Consider the following 13304-nt stretch of genomic DNA (forward strand, 5'->3'; position numbering starts at 1 on the left):
AGTGCGCCATCAACGCGTCCAGCCCTCCCGCTGCCGTCGAACTGCGCGGCATCACCAAGCGTTTCCCCGGCGTCGTCGCCAACCGCGACATCGACATCACGGTCCGTACGGGCACCGTCCACGCCCTGTGCGGTGAGAACGGCGCCGGCAAGTCCACCCTGATGAAGATCCTCTACGGCATGCAGCAGCCGGACGAGGGCACCATCACCGTGAACGGCGACCAGGTCACCTTCCACAACCCCGGCGACGCCATCGCCCGCGGCATCGGCATGGTGCACCAGCACTTCATGCTCGCCGACAACCTCACCGTGCTGGAGAACGTCGTCCTCGGCGCGGAGAAGCTGTACGGCATCGGCGGCAAGGCCCGCGCGAAGATCAAGGAGATCTCCGACGCGTACAGCCTGAACGTCCGCCCCGACGTCCTCGTGGAGGAGCTCGGCGTCGCCGACCGCCAGCGCGTGGAGATCCTCAAGGTCCTCTACCGCGGCGCCAAGACCCTCATCCTCGACGAGCCCACCGCGGTGCTCGTGCCGCAGGAGGTCGACGCGCTCTTCGACAACCTGCGCGAGCTGAAGGCCGAGGGCCTCACCGTCATCTTCATCTCCCACAAGCTGGGCGAGGTGCTGTCCGTCGCCGACGAGATCACCGTCATCCGGCGCGGCACCACCGTCGGCACGGTCGAGCCGCGCGGCACCACGCCCAAGCAGCTCGCCGAGCTGATGGTCGGCAGCGAACTGCCCACGCCGGAGACCGAGGAGTCCACCGTCACGGACGTCCCGATGCTGAAGGTCGAGGGCCTGCACCTCAGCCAGACGGACCTCGACGGCATCGAGCGGATCATCCTGGACCAGATCTCCCTCACGATCCACAAGGGCGAGGTCCTCGGCATCGCCGGTGTGGAGGGCAACGGCCAGTCCGAGCTGGTCGAGGCGATCATGGGCATGCGCCACCCGGACGCCGGTGTCGTCACGCTCGACGGCAGCGACATCACCCACACCGCCACCCGTGACCGCCGCGAGGCCGGCATCGGCTACATCCCCGAGGACCGCCACCGCCACGGCCTGCTCCTGGAAGCACCGCTGTGGGAGAACCGCATCCTCGGCCATGTCTCCGAACGGCCCAACTCGCGCGGCGGACTGCTCGACATCAAGGCGGCCCGGGCCGACACCGAGCGCATCGTCGAGGCCTACGACGTCCGCACGCCCGGCATCGAGGTGACCGCCGCCTCGCTGTCCGGCGGCAACCAGCAGAAGCTGATCGTCGGCCGCGAGATGAGCCACAACCCCAAGCTGCTCATCGCCGCCCACCCCACCCGCGGTGTGGACGTCGGCGCGCAGGCCGCGATCTGGGACTACATCCGTGAGGCCCGCCGCGAGGGCCTGGCCGTGCTGCTGATCTCCGCCGACCTGGACGAGCTGATCGGGCTCTCCGACACGCTGCGGGTGATGTACCGCGGCCGCCTGGTCGCCGACGCCGACCCCGCCACGATCACCCCCGAAGAGCTGGGCTCCGCCATGACGGGTGCGGCCACCGGCCACCTGGAGCACACAGAGGACGACGAGCGATGAACAAGCTGACCTCACGGATCGACAAGGAGCGGCTGCTCCTCGGGATCGCGGCGCCGCTGCTGGCGGTCGTCGCCGCGCTCGTCGTCACCACCCTGGTGATCCTCGCCACCGGCAAGAACCCCGGCGCCGCGTTCAGCGACATGGGGACCTACGGCTTCGCCAGCGACAGCCAGGTCTACATCCTGAACAAGGCGACGACGTACTACCTGGCGGGTGTCGCGGTGGCCATCGGCTTCCGCATGAACCTGTTCAACATCGGTGTCGACGGCCAGTACCGCCTCGCCGCGTTCGTCGCCGCGGTCCTCGGCGGCGCGCTCACCGTGCCCGGCTGGATCGCCATCCCGCTGATCATCATCTGCGCCATGGCGACCGGCGCCCTGTGGGCGGCCATCGCCGGCATCCTCAAGGTGACCCGCGGCGTCAGCGAGGTCATCTCGACGATCATGCTGAACTCGATCGCCACCGCGGTCATCGCCTACCTGCTCCAGCCCGGAAAGCTGGGCGAGCTCCAGCAGGGCGGCACCCTCGTCTCGACCAAGCCGCTGCCGTCGTCGTCGTACTTCTTCAGCATCGACACCGGCCCGGCCGGCGTGCTCTGGGGCTTCCTCTTCATCGCCGTGATCGTCGGTGTCGCGTACTGGTTCGTGCTCGGCCGCACCCGGTTCGGCTTCGACCTGCGCACCGTCGGCCAGTCCGAGAGCGCGGCCTCCGCGAGCGGTGTGTCGGTCAAGAAGATGATCGCCACCAGCATGGTCATCTCGGGTGCGGTGGCCGGTCTGATCGGCATGCCGACCCTGCTCAACGACAGCCACCAGTTCAGCAACGACTTCCCGGTCGGCATCGGCTTCACCGGCATCGCCATCGCGCTGCTCGGCCGCAACAGCCCGATCGGCATCGCGCTCGGCGCCCTGCTGTGGGGCTTCCTGGAGCGCACCACCAACCACCTGGAGTTCCAGGGCTACGACAAGGAAATCCTCGGCGTCATCCAGGGCGTCATCGTCCTGTGCGTCGTCATCGCCTACGAGGTCGTACGGCGTTACGGCCTCAAGCGCCAGCAGCAGCGGGTCGGCGCCGAGCTCGCCGCCCAGGCCGCCGCCACGACGAAGAAGCAGGAGGTGGCGTGATGACTGCCACGATGACCGACACGCCGCCGCCCGCGGCACCCAAGGCGGACACGGCGGCCAAGAGTTCGGGCCGCTCGCTCGGCCAGATCCTCATGCTCGTCGCGGGCGCCCTGCTGCTCGTGGCCGCGGTCCGCATGATCACCGGATCCAACCAGCTCGACTCCGCCGGACAGGTCGCCGCCGCGCTCGGCCTCGCCGTGCCGATCGGCCTCGCCGGTCTCGCGGGTCTGTGGTCCGAGCGGGCCGGCGTGGTCAACATCGGCCTCGAGGGCATGATGATCCTCGGCACCTTCGGCGCCGGCTGGGTCGGCTGGCAGTCCAGCCCCTGGCTCGGCCTGCTGTGCGGCATCGGCTTCGGCGTCCTCGGCGGCCTGCTGCACGCCGTCGCGACCGTCACCTTCGGCGTCGACCACATCGTCTCCGGTGTCGCGATCAACCTGCTCGCGCTCGGCACCACCCAGTACCTGGCCAAGCTGTTCTTCGCCGGCGGCAAGGCGGCCGTAGCGGGCGGCAACCCCAAGCAGTCCCCGCCCGCGGACTCGCTGCCGAACGTCACCGTGCCCGGCCTCTCGGACGGCCTCGCCTCGATCGAGAAGCACCACTGGTTCCTGGTCTCCGACCTCGCGGGCATCATCGGCGGGCTGATCACCAACCTGTCCGTGGTGACGATCCTGGCCGCGGTGCTGTTCGTCGGCAGCTGGTGGCTGCTGTGGCGCACCCCGTTCGGTCTGCGGCTGCGCTCCTGCGGTGAGAACCCCACCGCCGCGGAGTCGCTCGGCGTCAACGTCTACAAGTACAAGTACGCGGCCGTGGCCGTCTCCGGCGGCCTCGCCGGACTCGGCGGCGCCTTCCTCGCGCTGGTCACCTCGCACACCTACCTGGAGGGCCAGACCGGCGGACGCGGCTACATCGGCCTCGCGGCCATGATCTTCGGCAACTGGCGGCCCGGCGGGCTGGCGATGGGCGCGGGCCTGTTCGGCTACTCGGACGCGCTGCAGCTGCGCAACGGCGGCGCGACCGTGCACGCGCTGCTGCTCCTGCTCGTCGTCCTGCTCGTGGTCCTCGCCGGCTGGAAGCTGTACCGCACGGCCCTGTGGCAGGGCGGGGTCAGCCTCATCGTGGCCGCACTCGTCCTGGTCTGGTACCTGCTCACGGACGAGGTGCCGAGCGACTTCGTCGGTGCCACGCCGTACGTCGTCACCCTGCTGGTGCTGTCCCTCTCGGCGCAGCGCCTGCGGATGCCCAAGGCGGACGGCATGCGGTACCGGAAGGGACAGGGCAAGTGACCACGGCGTCCGTCGAGTTCGACTGGGAGGCGCTGCGGGTCGAGGCGCGGGAGGCCATGTCCCACGCCTACGCCCCCTACTCGGGCTTCCCGGTCGGCGTGGCGGCCCTGGTCGACGACGGGCGCACGGTCACCGGCTGCAACGTCGAGAACGCCTCCTACGGCCTCGGCCTGTGCGCCGAGTGCGGACTGGTCTCGGAGCTCCAGCGCACCGGCGGCGGCCGGCTCACGCACTTCACCTGCGTGGACGGCACGGGCGGGCTTCTCGTCCCGTGCGGCCGCTGCCGCCAGCTGCTCTACGAGTTCGGCGGCCCCGACCTGCTGCTGGACACCCCCGCGGGCGTCCTCCCGCTCTCCGAGATGCTGCCCCAGGCCTTCGGCCCGGACCATCTCACCAAGTAACTCCCGGCCCCCCTGACCTGCTCAGGGGGGCCGTGCACTTCGCACCTCCCGGAAGGAAGCCATCAGCCATGGCCATGGACGCCATCTCCGTCATCCGCACCAAGCGGGACCGCGGTGAGCTGACCGACGAGCAGATCGACTGGGTCATCGACGCGTACACCCGCGGCGAGGTCGCCGACTACCAGATGGCCGCGCTCAACATGGCGATCCTGCTCAACGGCATGAACCGCCGCGAGATCGCCCGCTGGACCGCGGCCATGATCGCCTCCGGCGAGCGCATGGACTTCTCCTCGCTGTCCCGCCCGACGGCGGACAAGCACTCCACGGGCGGCGTGGGCGACAAGATCACGCTCCCGCTCGCGCCTCTCGTGGCGGCCTGCGGTGCCGCCGTCCCGCAGCTCTCCGGGCGCGGCCTCGGCCACACCGGCGGCACCCTGGACAAGCTGGAGTCGATCCCCGGCTGGCGCGCGCTGCTCTCCAACGAGGAGATGCTGCACGTCCTCGACACCACGGGCGCGGTCATCTGCGCGGCCGGCGACGGCCTCGCCCCCGCCGACAAGAAGCTGTACGCCCTGCGTGACGTCACCGGCACGGTCGAGGCGATCCCCCTGATCGCCTCCTCGATCATGTCGAAGAAGATCGCCGAGGGCACCGGCTCCCTGGTCCTGGACGTGAAGGTGGGCACGGGCGCCTTCATGAAGACGATCGAGGACGCGCGCGAGCTGGCGTCCACGATGGTGGGCCTCGGCACCGACCACGGCGTCAGGACGGTCGCCCTCCTGACGGACATGTCCACCCCCCTCGGCCTCACGGCGGGTAACGCCCTGGAGGTCCGCGAGTCGGTGGAGGTCCTGGCGGGCGGCGGCCCGGCCGACGTCGTGGAACTCACCATCGCCCTGGCCCGCGAGATGCTGGACGCGGCCGGCGTGAAGGACGCGGACCCGGCGAAGGCGCTGGCCGACGGCTCGGCGATGGACGTCTGGCGCCGCATGATCGCGGCCCAGGGCGGTGACCCGGACGCTCCGCTCCCCACGTCGAAGGAGCAGCACGTCATCAAGGCCCCGGCCTCCGGTGTCCTGACCCGCCTCGACGCCTACGACATCGGCATCGCCGCCTGGCGCCTGGGTGCGGGCCGCGCCCGCAAGGAGGACCCGGTGCAGGCGGGCGCGGGTGTGGAGATGCACGCCAAGCCGGGCGACACGGTGACGGCGGGACAGCCCCTCCTGACCCTGCACACGGACACCCCCGAGCGCTTCGAGTACGCGCTCCAGGCGGTGGAGGGTTCTTACGACATCGCTGCCCCGGGGACGGACTTCACGGCGTCGCCGGTGGTGCTGGAACGAATCGCCTGACCTGGGGATCTATCGTTCGGGTGAGCGGGACCGGCGGACCTTCGCCGGTCCCGTTCGGCGTGTTGGACGGGCCCATGGACGTGTTCGAGGGCGACTGCCTCCCGACCGGAAGGAGCGCCGGGCCGGCGCGATGAGTTACGGCCGCCCCGCCGGTCTACCGCACGTGGAGGACAAGACACCCGCTGTGTTCATGCTGGCCGGCCCCGTCACCCGGGACGAGGTGCCGGGGCTGTGCGACGACGTGCGGGCGCTGTTGGAGGTGAGCCGGGCCGGGGTCGTCGTGTGTGACGTGGGCGGGCTCGGGCCTCCGGGGCTCGGGACCGTCGACCTGCTGGCGCGGCTGGAACTGGCCGCCCGTCGGGCCGGCGGGCGGATACGGCTCCGGGCTCCCTGCCCGGGACTACGCGCTCTCCTCGATCTTGCCGGGCTCCGCTTCCAGGTGGAGGGGGAGGCCGAAGAGAGGGAACCAGCGCTGGGTGTCGAGGAAGAAGTGGAACCCGGTCAGTCGGCCGTCTGAGATCTCCAGGACCTGGATCGACCACGGTGTGAAGCCGCCCGCCTCCGGGTCCGGCTTGTACTGGGCGAAGCCCGGCAGCCCGTTGACCTGCACGGGCAGCAGGCGGGAGCCGGCGCAGGCGGCGCCCAGGGTGGTCATGAAGCCGGTGATGTCGTCGTGGCCGGTCAGCCACAGGTCGAACGGCGGCATCGTCATGACGGCGTCCTCGTGCAGCAATGCCGTGAGCGCCGTCATGTCGTAGCCCTCGAAGGCCTTCACATAGCGCTCCAGGAGTTTCTGCTGCTCCTCGTCGAGCGGGTCGGAGACCGCCGCGTCGCCGCCCGCCTGCTCCCGCTCGGCGAGCGTCGCCCGGGCCCGCTGCAACGCGCTGTTGACCGAGGCGACCGTGGTGTCCAGCAGTTCGGCGACCTCGCTCGCCTTCCACGCCAGCACCTCGCGCAGGATCAGCACCGCCCGCTGCTTGGGCGGCAGCTGCTGGAGGGCCGCCATGAACGCCAGCCGGACCGACTCCTTGGCGACGGCCGCCTCCGCCGGGTCCTCGACCGTCGGCAGCACGCGCGCGTCCGGCATCGGCTCCAGCCAGGTGTTGTCCGGGCGGGGGGACAGGGCCGCCTGCGCGAGGGGTGTCGAGTCGGTGAGGTCCATGGGGCGGGCCCGCTTGTTGCCCGCCGTCAGCATGTCCAGACACACGTTCGTCGCGATCCGGTACAGCCACGAGCGCAGGCTGGAGCGGCCCTCGAACGTGTCGTAGCTCCGCCAGGCCCGCACCAGGGTGTCCTGCACCGCGTCCTCGGCCTCGAAGGAGGAACCGAGCATGCGGTAGCAGTACCCGGTCAGCTCGGTCCGGTGCTTCTCCAGTGCGACATCGAGGTCTGCCGTCGCCGTGCCGTTGCCCATCGTCGTCCACCCACCCCTGTGGCCGTTCTGTTCACGCGCCTTGAGCGCCCCAGCACTCCGGAAGCTACCGCAGCCCACTGACAACGGCTCCCTGAGCGCGCAGCAGCCCCCACCCCGCGCCCGCGGGCTGACCCTCAGCACGGGGCCGTCGTGGCTGGTCACGCCCCGCGGCGGAGCCGCTGACGGACACGGCCCCGCGCCGCTGGGGAGTCGCAGTCGCGGCGAAGGTCAGTGCGCCGCCACCGGCGCCCGCCGGGCAGCCACCCGGGCCGCCCGTGAGCCGAGGACCGTGATCGTCACGACGCCGAGGACCGCGAAGATCCCCACGGTGACGGTGCCGGCCCAGCCGCCCGCGTGGAAGGCCATCGCGCCGACCGTGCTGCCGGCGCTGGAGCCGATGTAGTACGCGGACTGGTAGAGCGCGGAGGCCTGGGCGCGGCCGTGGGTGGCCGTCTTGCTGACCGCCGAGGAGGCGACCGCGTGCCCCGCGAAGAAGCCCGCGGTGATCAGCACCAGCCCCAGCAGGACCAGGGGGAGGGAGTCGGCCAGGGACAGGAGCAGGCCCGCCGCCGTCGTGCCGCCCGCCAGGTACAGCGCGCCCCGGCGGCCGAGACGGCCCACCAGGCGGCCCGCCGTCGACGCGGACACCGTACCGACCAGGTACACCAGGAAGATCGAGCCCACGATGCCCTGCGGAAGCGAGAACGGCGCCTCGGTCAGGCGGTAGCCGATCACCGTGTACACGCCGCCGAACACTGTCATGAACAGCGCGCCGATCGCGTACAGGCGGCGCAGCAGCGGGTCGGAGAGGTGGTCGCGGACCGTGCCGAGCAGGACATGCGGACGCAGCGAGCCGGGCTTGAAGTGCTGCGGCGCCGGCAGCAGCAGACGGAACGCCGCCGCGCAGGCCACCGCGATCACACCGATCACCCCGAGCGCGACCCGCCAGCCCCACTCCTGCGCGACCCAGCCGGTGATCACCCGGCCGCTCATCCCGCCGACGCTGTTGCCCGCCACGAACAGCCCGATCGCCGTGACCAGCGCCTTCGGCCGGACCTCCTCGGCCAGATACGCCGTCGCCGACGCCGGAAGACCGGCCAGCGCCGCGCCCTGCACCGCCCGCAGCACCACCAGCGTGCCGATCGACGGCGCGAAGGGCACCAGCAGGCCGACGCCCACCGCGACCGCCAGCGAGGCCGTCATCACCGTACGGCGGCCGAAGCGCTCCGAGAGGGCACTCATCGGCAGCACGAACAGCGCCAGACCGCCGGTCGCGGCCGCCACCGTCCAGCTCGCCTTGCTCGCCGCGACCCCGAACTCCCCGGAGATCAGCGGCAGCAGGGCCTGCGTGGAGTAGAGGAGGGCGAAGGTCGCGACTCCGGCGAGGAAGAGCGCGAAGCTCATCCGGCGGTAGCCGGGCCCGCCCGGCGTCAGGCGGGAGTCGGCATCGGAGGAACGGACGGGCGAGACGGCGTCCACGCTGGTGGACGCCCCGGTACTGGCGGGAGACATGCCTCGAAGCTACGTACGGCCCTGCTCATCCGTCCAATGCATGGATTCGCCATAATCGTTCCCATGGTGCATCAGCAAAGCTCACAGGCTCGACTGTCACCGTCCGGTGACACAGAAGACATGACGGAGATGTCGAAGTTGCTGGCGCCCCGCCTCGCCTACTTCGCCGGCGTCGCCCGCACCGAGCACGTCACCCGGGCCGCCCACGAGATGAACGTCCCCCAGTCGACCCTCTCGCGCGCGATGGCCCGCCTGGAACAGGACCTGGGCGTCGACCTGTTCGCCCGCCACGGCCGCACCGTCTCCCTCACCACCGCCGGCCGCACCTTCCTCGCCTCCGTCGAACGCGCCCTGGCCGAGGTCGAGCGGGCCGCCGAGGAGGTCCGCGCCGACGCCGACCCGGCCACCGGCAAGGTCGCCTTCGGCTTCCTGCACACCATGGGCGCCGAGACCGTACCGGGCCTCCTGCACGCCTTCCGCGCCGACCACCCGCGCATCCGCTTCAGCCTCGTCCAGAACTACGGCGAGGCGATGCTGGAGCGGCTGCGCGCGGGAGAGCTGGACCTCTGCCTCACCTCCCCGGTCCCCGACGCCCCCGACCTCGTCGCCCGCCGCCTCGACGAGCAGAAGCTGCGTCTCGTCGTCCCGGCCGACCACCGCCTGGCCGCCCGGCGCCGTATCCGCCTGGCCGAGGCGTCGGACGAAACGTTCGTCACCCTGGAGCCGGGTTACGGCCTGCGCCGCATCACCGACGACCTCTGCAGACAGGCGGGCTTCCGCCCGAGGGTCGCCTTCGAGGGCGAGGAGGCGGAAACCCTGCGGGGCCTGGTGGCGGCAGGGCTGGGCGTCGCCCTCCTCCCTCCGCCGACCGTGCCCAGGCCAGGAGTCGTGGAGCTGACCGTGACGGCCCCGAAGGCGGCACGAGAAATCGGCGTCGCCTGGCTGGCAGACCGCCCGGACACACCCCCCGTAGCGGCCTTCAAGAAGTTCCTGCTCTCCAGAAGAGGCAATCTCCTGCCCGCCTGAGGGGCGCGGGGAACTGCGCGATCAACCACAGACCACCCGCACACCGAACACAACACCAGGCCCCGAGCTCTACCGTCTGAACGACTTACCGAACCCCGCAGCCAACGGCATCCTCAAACCGATCGGAGGCGGCGCAGCCAACGCATCCTCCACCGGCCGGGACACCGAACACCCGAACAGCGCCCCCATCACGAAGTCCACCGCAAGACACAGCACTTCATCCCGATGCTGATGCAACCCATGGCCATCGGAGTGCACTTCGAACCGGCACACATCCCGATTCACCTTCTTCGCCCGCGCCGCGAGGCGGAACGACAGCTCGGGATCGGCCCGTTCGTCGTTCGTGCCGTGCACGATCAGCACCTGCCGCCCCACCAGCTGCTTCACCGGCTCGGCGGGCGCGGCCACATCCTCCTCCGGCAGCCAAGGGGCGACCGCGACCACCGAGTTGACGGCCTCGTGCCCGCCCGCCCGCAGCGCGGCCCGCCCGCCCATGCCGAGCCCCACCAGGCATACGGGAACATCTCCGTACCGTCGTACGATCTCGTCGGCGGCCCACTCCGCATCCCCCGCCGGATGCGCCTCGCTGCCGTTCCAGCCCCGGTAGCGGTAGTGGACGGTATGGACAGCCAACCCCTCCGTCCGGCCCGCGCGAGCGAACCTGCGGCCCAGGGAGCGGGCGAAGGAGGCCGCCCGGACGAGGGACGGCCTGCGGGCGGACACCTCCTCGCCGCCGGGGAGCAACAGCACCGCTCCGCTCACCGCCGTCGGCTCCGGGCCGACTGCCTTTCCCAGCCTGGCCGTTCGAACCGGCGTCGCTTGCTGTCCCATGACAGAACAGTGTCAGAAGGCGTGGTGTACGAAACCCGTCCGGGCGGTCACCGTTGCGTATCGACGGAAAAGTGCCGTCGCGTCGAGTGGCATACAGCGGGCGCTCTACGCGCGTAGGCGTTAGAGTGCGGAAATGACGAGCCAGACTGCACCGACTGGGACCGTCCCGACGAACGTCCCGACGCCGGACCAGATCCGCCGGGCACCCAAGGTTCTGCTGCACGATCACCTCGACGGCGGGCTCCGCCCCGGAACCGTCGTAGAACTCGCCCGGCAAACGGGCTATTCCCAGCTCCCCGAGACCGACCCCGACAAGCTGGGCATCTGGTTCCGGGAGGCAGCCGACTCCGGCTCGCTGGAACGGTATCTGGAGACCTTCTCGCACACCGTCGGCGTGATGCAGACCCGCGAGGCGCTGATCCGGGTCGCGCGGGAGTGTGCCGAGGACCTCGCCGAGGACGGCGTCGTCTACGCCGAGGTGCGGTACGCGCCCGAGCAGCATCTGGAGGCCGGGCTGAGCCTCGAAGAGGTGGTCGAGGCGGTCAACGAGGGCTTCCGGCAGGGGGAGCGGCTCGCCCGGGAGAACGGCCACCGCATCCGGGTCGGCGCCCTGCTGACCGCCATGCGGCACGCGGCCCGCGCCCTGGAGATCGCCGAACTCGCCAACCGGTACCGCGACCTGGGCGTGGTCGGCTTCGACATCGCCGGCGCCGAGGCCGGCTACCCGCCCACCCGGCACCTGGACGCCTTCGAGTACCTCAAGCGCGAGAACAACCACTTCACCATCCACGCCGGCGAGGCCTTCGGGCTGCCGTCCATCTGGCAGGCGCTGCAGTGGTGCGGCGCGGACCGGCTCGGGCACGGGGTGCGGATCATCGACGACATCGAGGTCCGCGAGGACGGCTCGGTCAAGCTCGGCCGGCTGGCCTCGTACGTCCGGGACAAGCGCATCCCGCTGGAGATGTGCCCCAGCTCCAACCTCCAGACCGGGGCCGCGCCCTCGTACGCCGAGCATCCGATCGGGCTGCTGCGGCGGCTTCACTTCAGGGCGACGGTCAACACGGACAACAGGCTGATGTCGCACACCAGCATGAGCCGGGAATTTGAGCATCTCGTCGATGCGTTCAGTTACACGCTTGACGATCTGCAATGGTTCTCCGTCAATGCGATGAAATCGGCGTTCATTCCTTTCGATGAACGACTCGCGATGATCAATGACGTGGTCAAGCCCGGATATGCAGAGTTGAAATCCGAATGGCTGTTCCGGCAGACCGCTTCCACCAGCGGTTCTTCCGGTTCGGACGGATAGCGGCGGGTCGATCGGCGGCGCGAAATGCGAACGGGTCTTCACAATCCGTCCGCATTTCGGTGTTTGCGGGGGGTGGTACGGCATGTTTACGGTCGAGAACCGCTCAAGCCGCTTTTTATCTCCCCGTCTCCGTATTCAAGGACGCAATTACAATGAAGCAGTCTGCTGTCAAGACCATCGGTGTGGCCGCCCTCGGTGCCGCCTTCGCCGCCATCGGCGCGGGTGCCGCGAACGCGGCCCCGGCCGTCCCGGACGCGACTCAGGCCCTGGGCGCCGTCAAGGCGCTGCCGGCCGAGAACGTCGGCAAGGTGCTGCCGGGCGCCGGCCAGGCGCTCGCCCAGGGGCGGAGTGCCGTCGGTGCCGGGATGGCCGCTGCCCAGCCGGCCGTCGCGAAGGTCCCCGCCAACCCGCCGACCGCGCCGGTCAACGGGCTGATCGGCGGACTGCCGCCGCTGCAGAGCCTGCCCGGACACGGTTCGCCGGTGCAGGGCATTCAGCTCAGCTGACGTCCGCCGCACCACAACGCCGCTGGGGCGCTCCCGGACTGCTCCGGGGCGCCCCAGCGGCGTTGTGGTGCGGACTCACCAGGCGGCGGCCTTGGCCTTGTCCTCCGCCGGCAGCAGGATCCACAGCGCTATGTAGAGCAGGAACTGCGGGCCGGGCAGCAGACAGGACAGCAGGAAGATCACCCGCATCGTCGTCGCGGAGGTGCCGAAGCGCCGTGCCAGCGCTGCGCACACTCCGCCGATCATGCGGCCGTGGGTGGGGCGGGCAAGGGCGGTCATGTCGGCTCCTTCGTGAGCTGCGGTCAAAGGCGGCCCGACCGGCTGCCTCAGCTGCCTTCCACGCTACGGAGACGAAGGGGGCAAAGCGTCGCTCTACGGGGCGATACCGACCCTGGGAATCGTCGGGGTCCGACCCTGAGGGAGGTCCTCCTGGGCGGTGACCTTCCCGGCCGCGAAGGGCTCGCGCTCGGCCCGCCGCCGTAGCCAGGCCCGGCCGGCGGGCACCACGGCCAGGTGGGCCAGGGCCACCCCCACGGTGTTCAGCAGCAGCGAGTCGACGTCCACGACCCTGCCGGGCACACCGGTCTGCAGCAGGGCGATCCCGAGGGAGATCAGGGCGCCCGCGGCCGCCGTACGGATCAGGGAGGCGAGCGGGGAGACGGCGAGCCTGCCGTGCGCCATCGGCAGCAGCACACCCAGCGGCGCGAGCAGGGCCACCCCCTCGCCGAGGGGCCTGGCCGCCTCGGGCCAGCCCAGCGCCAGATCGGCCCGGATGCCGGCCAGCGGGTGCAGATTGGCGGGCATCACCCAGGGCACGTCCAGGGGCCGCAGCATCAGCCAGGCGACGAGCGCGAGATGCGCGACGAGGAGGACACTCCCTGTCACCCGGATGCGGATCTCGGCGCTGCCGCCGATGAAGCCTTGACGCTGCACGCTCCCCAAGACGCACCCGTGTGCACGATCGGTTCCGCATCC

The 13304-nt window shown here is 70.8% G+C and carries 14 protein-coding genes; 9 read left to right on the top strand and 5 right to left on the bottom strand.

From position 1 onward, the window contains the following. The first annotated feature begins 41 nt into the window (after nt 1-41). From AQI88_RS22730 to AQI88_RS43385, 6 genes are all read left to right on the top strand, one after another. Entirely contained in the window at nt 42-1568 is a 1527-nt protein-coding gene (locus AQI88_RS22730) for an ABC transporter ATP-binding protein (RefSeq protein WP_208615879.1), read from the top strand. Next, nucleotides 1565-2692: an ABC transporter permease gene (locus AQI88_RS22735; protein ID WP_067002409.1), complete on the top strand. Its 1128-nt coding sequence runs from the start codon at nt 1565-1567 to the stop codon at nt 2690-2692. Before AQI88_RS22730 ends, AQI88_RS22735 begins: the two co-directional genes overlap by 4 nt. Then, nucleotides 2692-3978, top strand: coding sequence for an ABC transporter permease (locus AQI88_RS22740; RefSeq protein ID WP_067002411.1), 1287 nt, complete (start codon nt 2692-2694; stop codon nt 3976-3978). Before AQI88_RS22735 ends, AQI88_RS22740 begins: the two co-directional genes overlap by 1 nt. Further along, on the top strand, nt 3975-4379 hold the full coding sequence (locus tag AQI88_RS22745; RefSeq protein WP_067002413.1) for a cytidine deaminase: 405 nt from the start codon (nt 3975-3977) through the stop codon (nt 4377-4379). Before AQI88_RS22740 ends, AQI88_RS22745 begins: the two co-directional genes overlap by 4 nt. Nucleotides 4380-4447: 68 nt before the next feature. Next, entirely contained in the window at nt 4448-5731 is a 1284-nt protein-coding gene (locus AQI88_RS22750) for a thymidine phosphorylase (protein WP_067002415.1), read from the top strand. A 130-nt stretch (nt 5732-5861) separates the two neighbouring features. Next, nucleotides 5862-6248 carry an STAS domain-containing protein gene (locus AQI88_RS43385; protein WP_159050377.1) on the top strand — a complete coding sequence of 129 codons (387 nt, stop codon included), beginning with the start codon at nt 5862-5864 and terminating at the stop codon, nt 6246-6248. Here the strand turns inward: AQI88_RS43385 and AQI88_RS22755 are convergent. Both AQI88_RS22755 and AQI88_RS22760 read right to left on the bottom strand, forming a co-directional pair. Further along, nucleotides 6132-7145, bottom strand: coding sequence for a sigma-70 family RNA polymerase sigma factor (locus AQI88_RS22755; RefSeq protein WP_067002418.1), 1014 nt, complete (start codon nt 7143-7145; stop codon nt 6132-6134). The two genes, AQI88_RS43385 and AQI88_RS22755, sit on opposite strands and share 117 nt — an antisense overlap. 228 nt (nt 7146-7373) lie before the next feature. After that, entirely contained in the window at nt 7374-8657 is a 1284-nt protein-coding gene (locus tag AQI88_RS22760; protein WP_067002420.1) for an MFS transporter, read from the bottom strand. 63 nt (nt 8658-8720) lie between these two features. On the opposite strand from AQI88_RS22760, the gene AQI88_RS22765 reads away from it, so the two are divergent. Next, nucleotides 8721-9683 (top strand): LysR family transcriptional regulator, encoded by a 963-nt coding sequence (locus AQI88_RS22765; RefSeq protein WP_067002422.1) that lies wholly within the window; start codon nt 8721-8723, stop codon nt 9681-9683. A 69-nt stretch (nt 9684-9752) separates the two neighbouring features. Here AQI88_RS22765 and AQI88_RS22770 read toward each other — a convergent pair whose 3' ends face one another. Beyond that, nucleotides 9753-10514: an alpha/beta hydrolase gene (locus tag AQI88_RS22770; RefSeq protein ID WP_079057735.1), complete on the bottom strand. Its 762-nt coding sequence runs from the start codon at nt 10512-10514 to the stop codon at nt 9753-9755. Nucleotides 10515-10647: 133 nt separating this feature from the next. Here AQI88_RS22770 and AQI88_RS22775 point away from each other — a divergent pair, with 133 nt between their 5' ends. Together AQI88_RS22775 and AQI88_RS22780 are read left to right on the top strand one after the other, a co-directional pair. Then, entirely contained in the window at nt 10648-11823 is a 1176-nt protein-coding gene (locus tag AQI88_RS22775) for an adenosine deaminase (RefSeq protein ID WP_067002426.1), read from the top strand. A 152-nt stretch (nt 11824-11975) separates the two neighbouring features. Then, nucleotides 11976-12329, top strand: a complete 354-nt coding sequence (locus tag AQI88_RS22780) for an ATP-binding protein (protein ID WP_067002428.1) — start codon at nt 11976-11978, stop codon at nt 12327-12329. 75 nt (nt 12330-12404) lie between these two features. Here the strand turns inward: AQI88_RS22780 and AQI88_RS22785 are convergent, their stop codons facing one another. After that, complete coding sequence (locus AQI88_RS22785) at nt 12405-12608, bottom strand: PspC domain-containing protein (RefSeq protein ID WP_067002430.1); 204 nt, start codon at nt 12606-12608, stop codon at nt 12405-12407. Nucleotides 12609-12701: 93 nt separating this feature from the next. Further along, nucleotides 12702-13262, bottom strand: coding sequence for a VanZ family protein (locus tag AQI88_RS22790; RefSeq protein ID WP_067002432.1), 561 nt, complete (start codon nt 13260-13262; stop codon nt 12702-12704). Nucleotides 13263-13304 lie beyond the last annotated feature (42 nt).

This window comes from Streptomyces cellostaticus (assembly GCF_001513965.1).
In the GTDB taxonomy this organism is placed as follows: Bacteria; Actinomycetota; Actinomycetes; order Streptomycetales; family Streptomycetaceae; genus Streptomyces; species Streptomyces cellostaticus.

Excerpts from the sequence above, each read along its gene's own strand:
- AQI88_RS22770 (WP_079057735.1), bottom strand. The coding sequence starts at position 10,514 with ATGGGACAGCAAGCGACGCCGGTTCGAACGGCCAGGCTGGGAAAGGCA.
- AQI88_RS43385 (WP_159050377.1), top strand. The coding sequence starts at position 5,862 with ATGAGTTACGGCCGCCCCGCCGGTCTACCGCACGTGGAGGACAAGACA.
- AQI88_RS22750 (WP_067002415.1), top strand. The coding sequence starts at position 4,448 with ATGGCCATGGACGCCATCTCCGTCATCCGCACCAAGCGGGACCGCGGT.
- AQI88_RS22735 (WP_067002409.1), top strand. The coding sequence starts at position 1,565 with ATGAACAAGCTGACCTCACGGATCGACAAGGAGCGGCTGCTCCTCGGG.
- AQI88_RS22755 (WP_067002418.1), bottom strand. The coding sequence starts at position 7,145 with ATGGGCAACGGCACGGCGACGGCAGACCTCGATGTCGCACTGGAGAAG.
- AQI88_RS22740 (WP_067002411.1), top strand. The coding sequence starts at position 2,692 with ATGACTGCCACGATGACCGACACGCCGCCGCCCGCGGCACCCAAGGCG.
- AQI88_RS22765 (WP_067002422.1), top strand. The coding sequence starts at position 8,721 with ATGGTGCATCAGCAAAGCTCACAGGCTCGACTGTCACCGTCCGGTGAC.
- AQI88_RS22775 (WP_067002426.1), top strand. The coding sequence starts at position 10,648 with ATGACGAGCCAGACTGCACCGACTGGGACCGTCCCGACGAACGTCCCG.
- AQI88_RS22780 (WP_067002428.1), top strand. The coding sequence starts at position 11,976 with ATGAAGCAGTCTGCTGTCAAGACCATCGGTGTGGCCGCCCTCGGTGCC.
- AQI88_RS22760 (WP_067002420.1), bottom strand. The coding sequence starts at position 8,657 with ATGTCTCCCGCCAGTACCGGGGCGTCCACCAGCGTGGACGCCGTCTCG.
- AQI88_RS22785 (WP_067002430.1), bottom strand. The coding sequence starts at position 12,608 with ATGACCGCCCTTGCCCGCCCCACCCACGGCCGCATGATCGGCGGAGTG.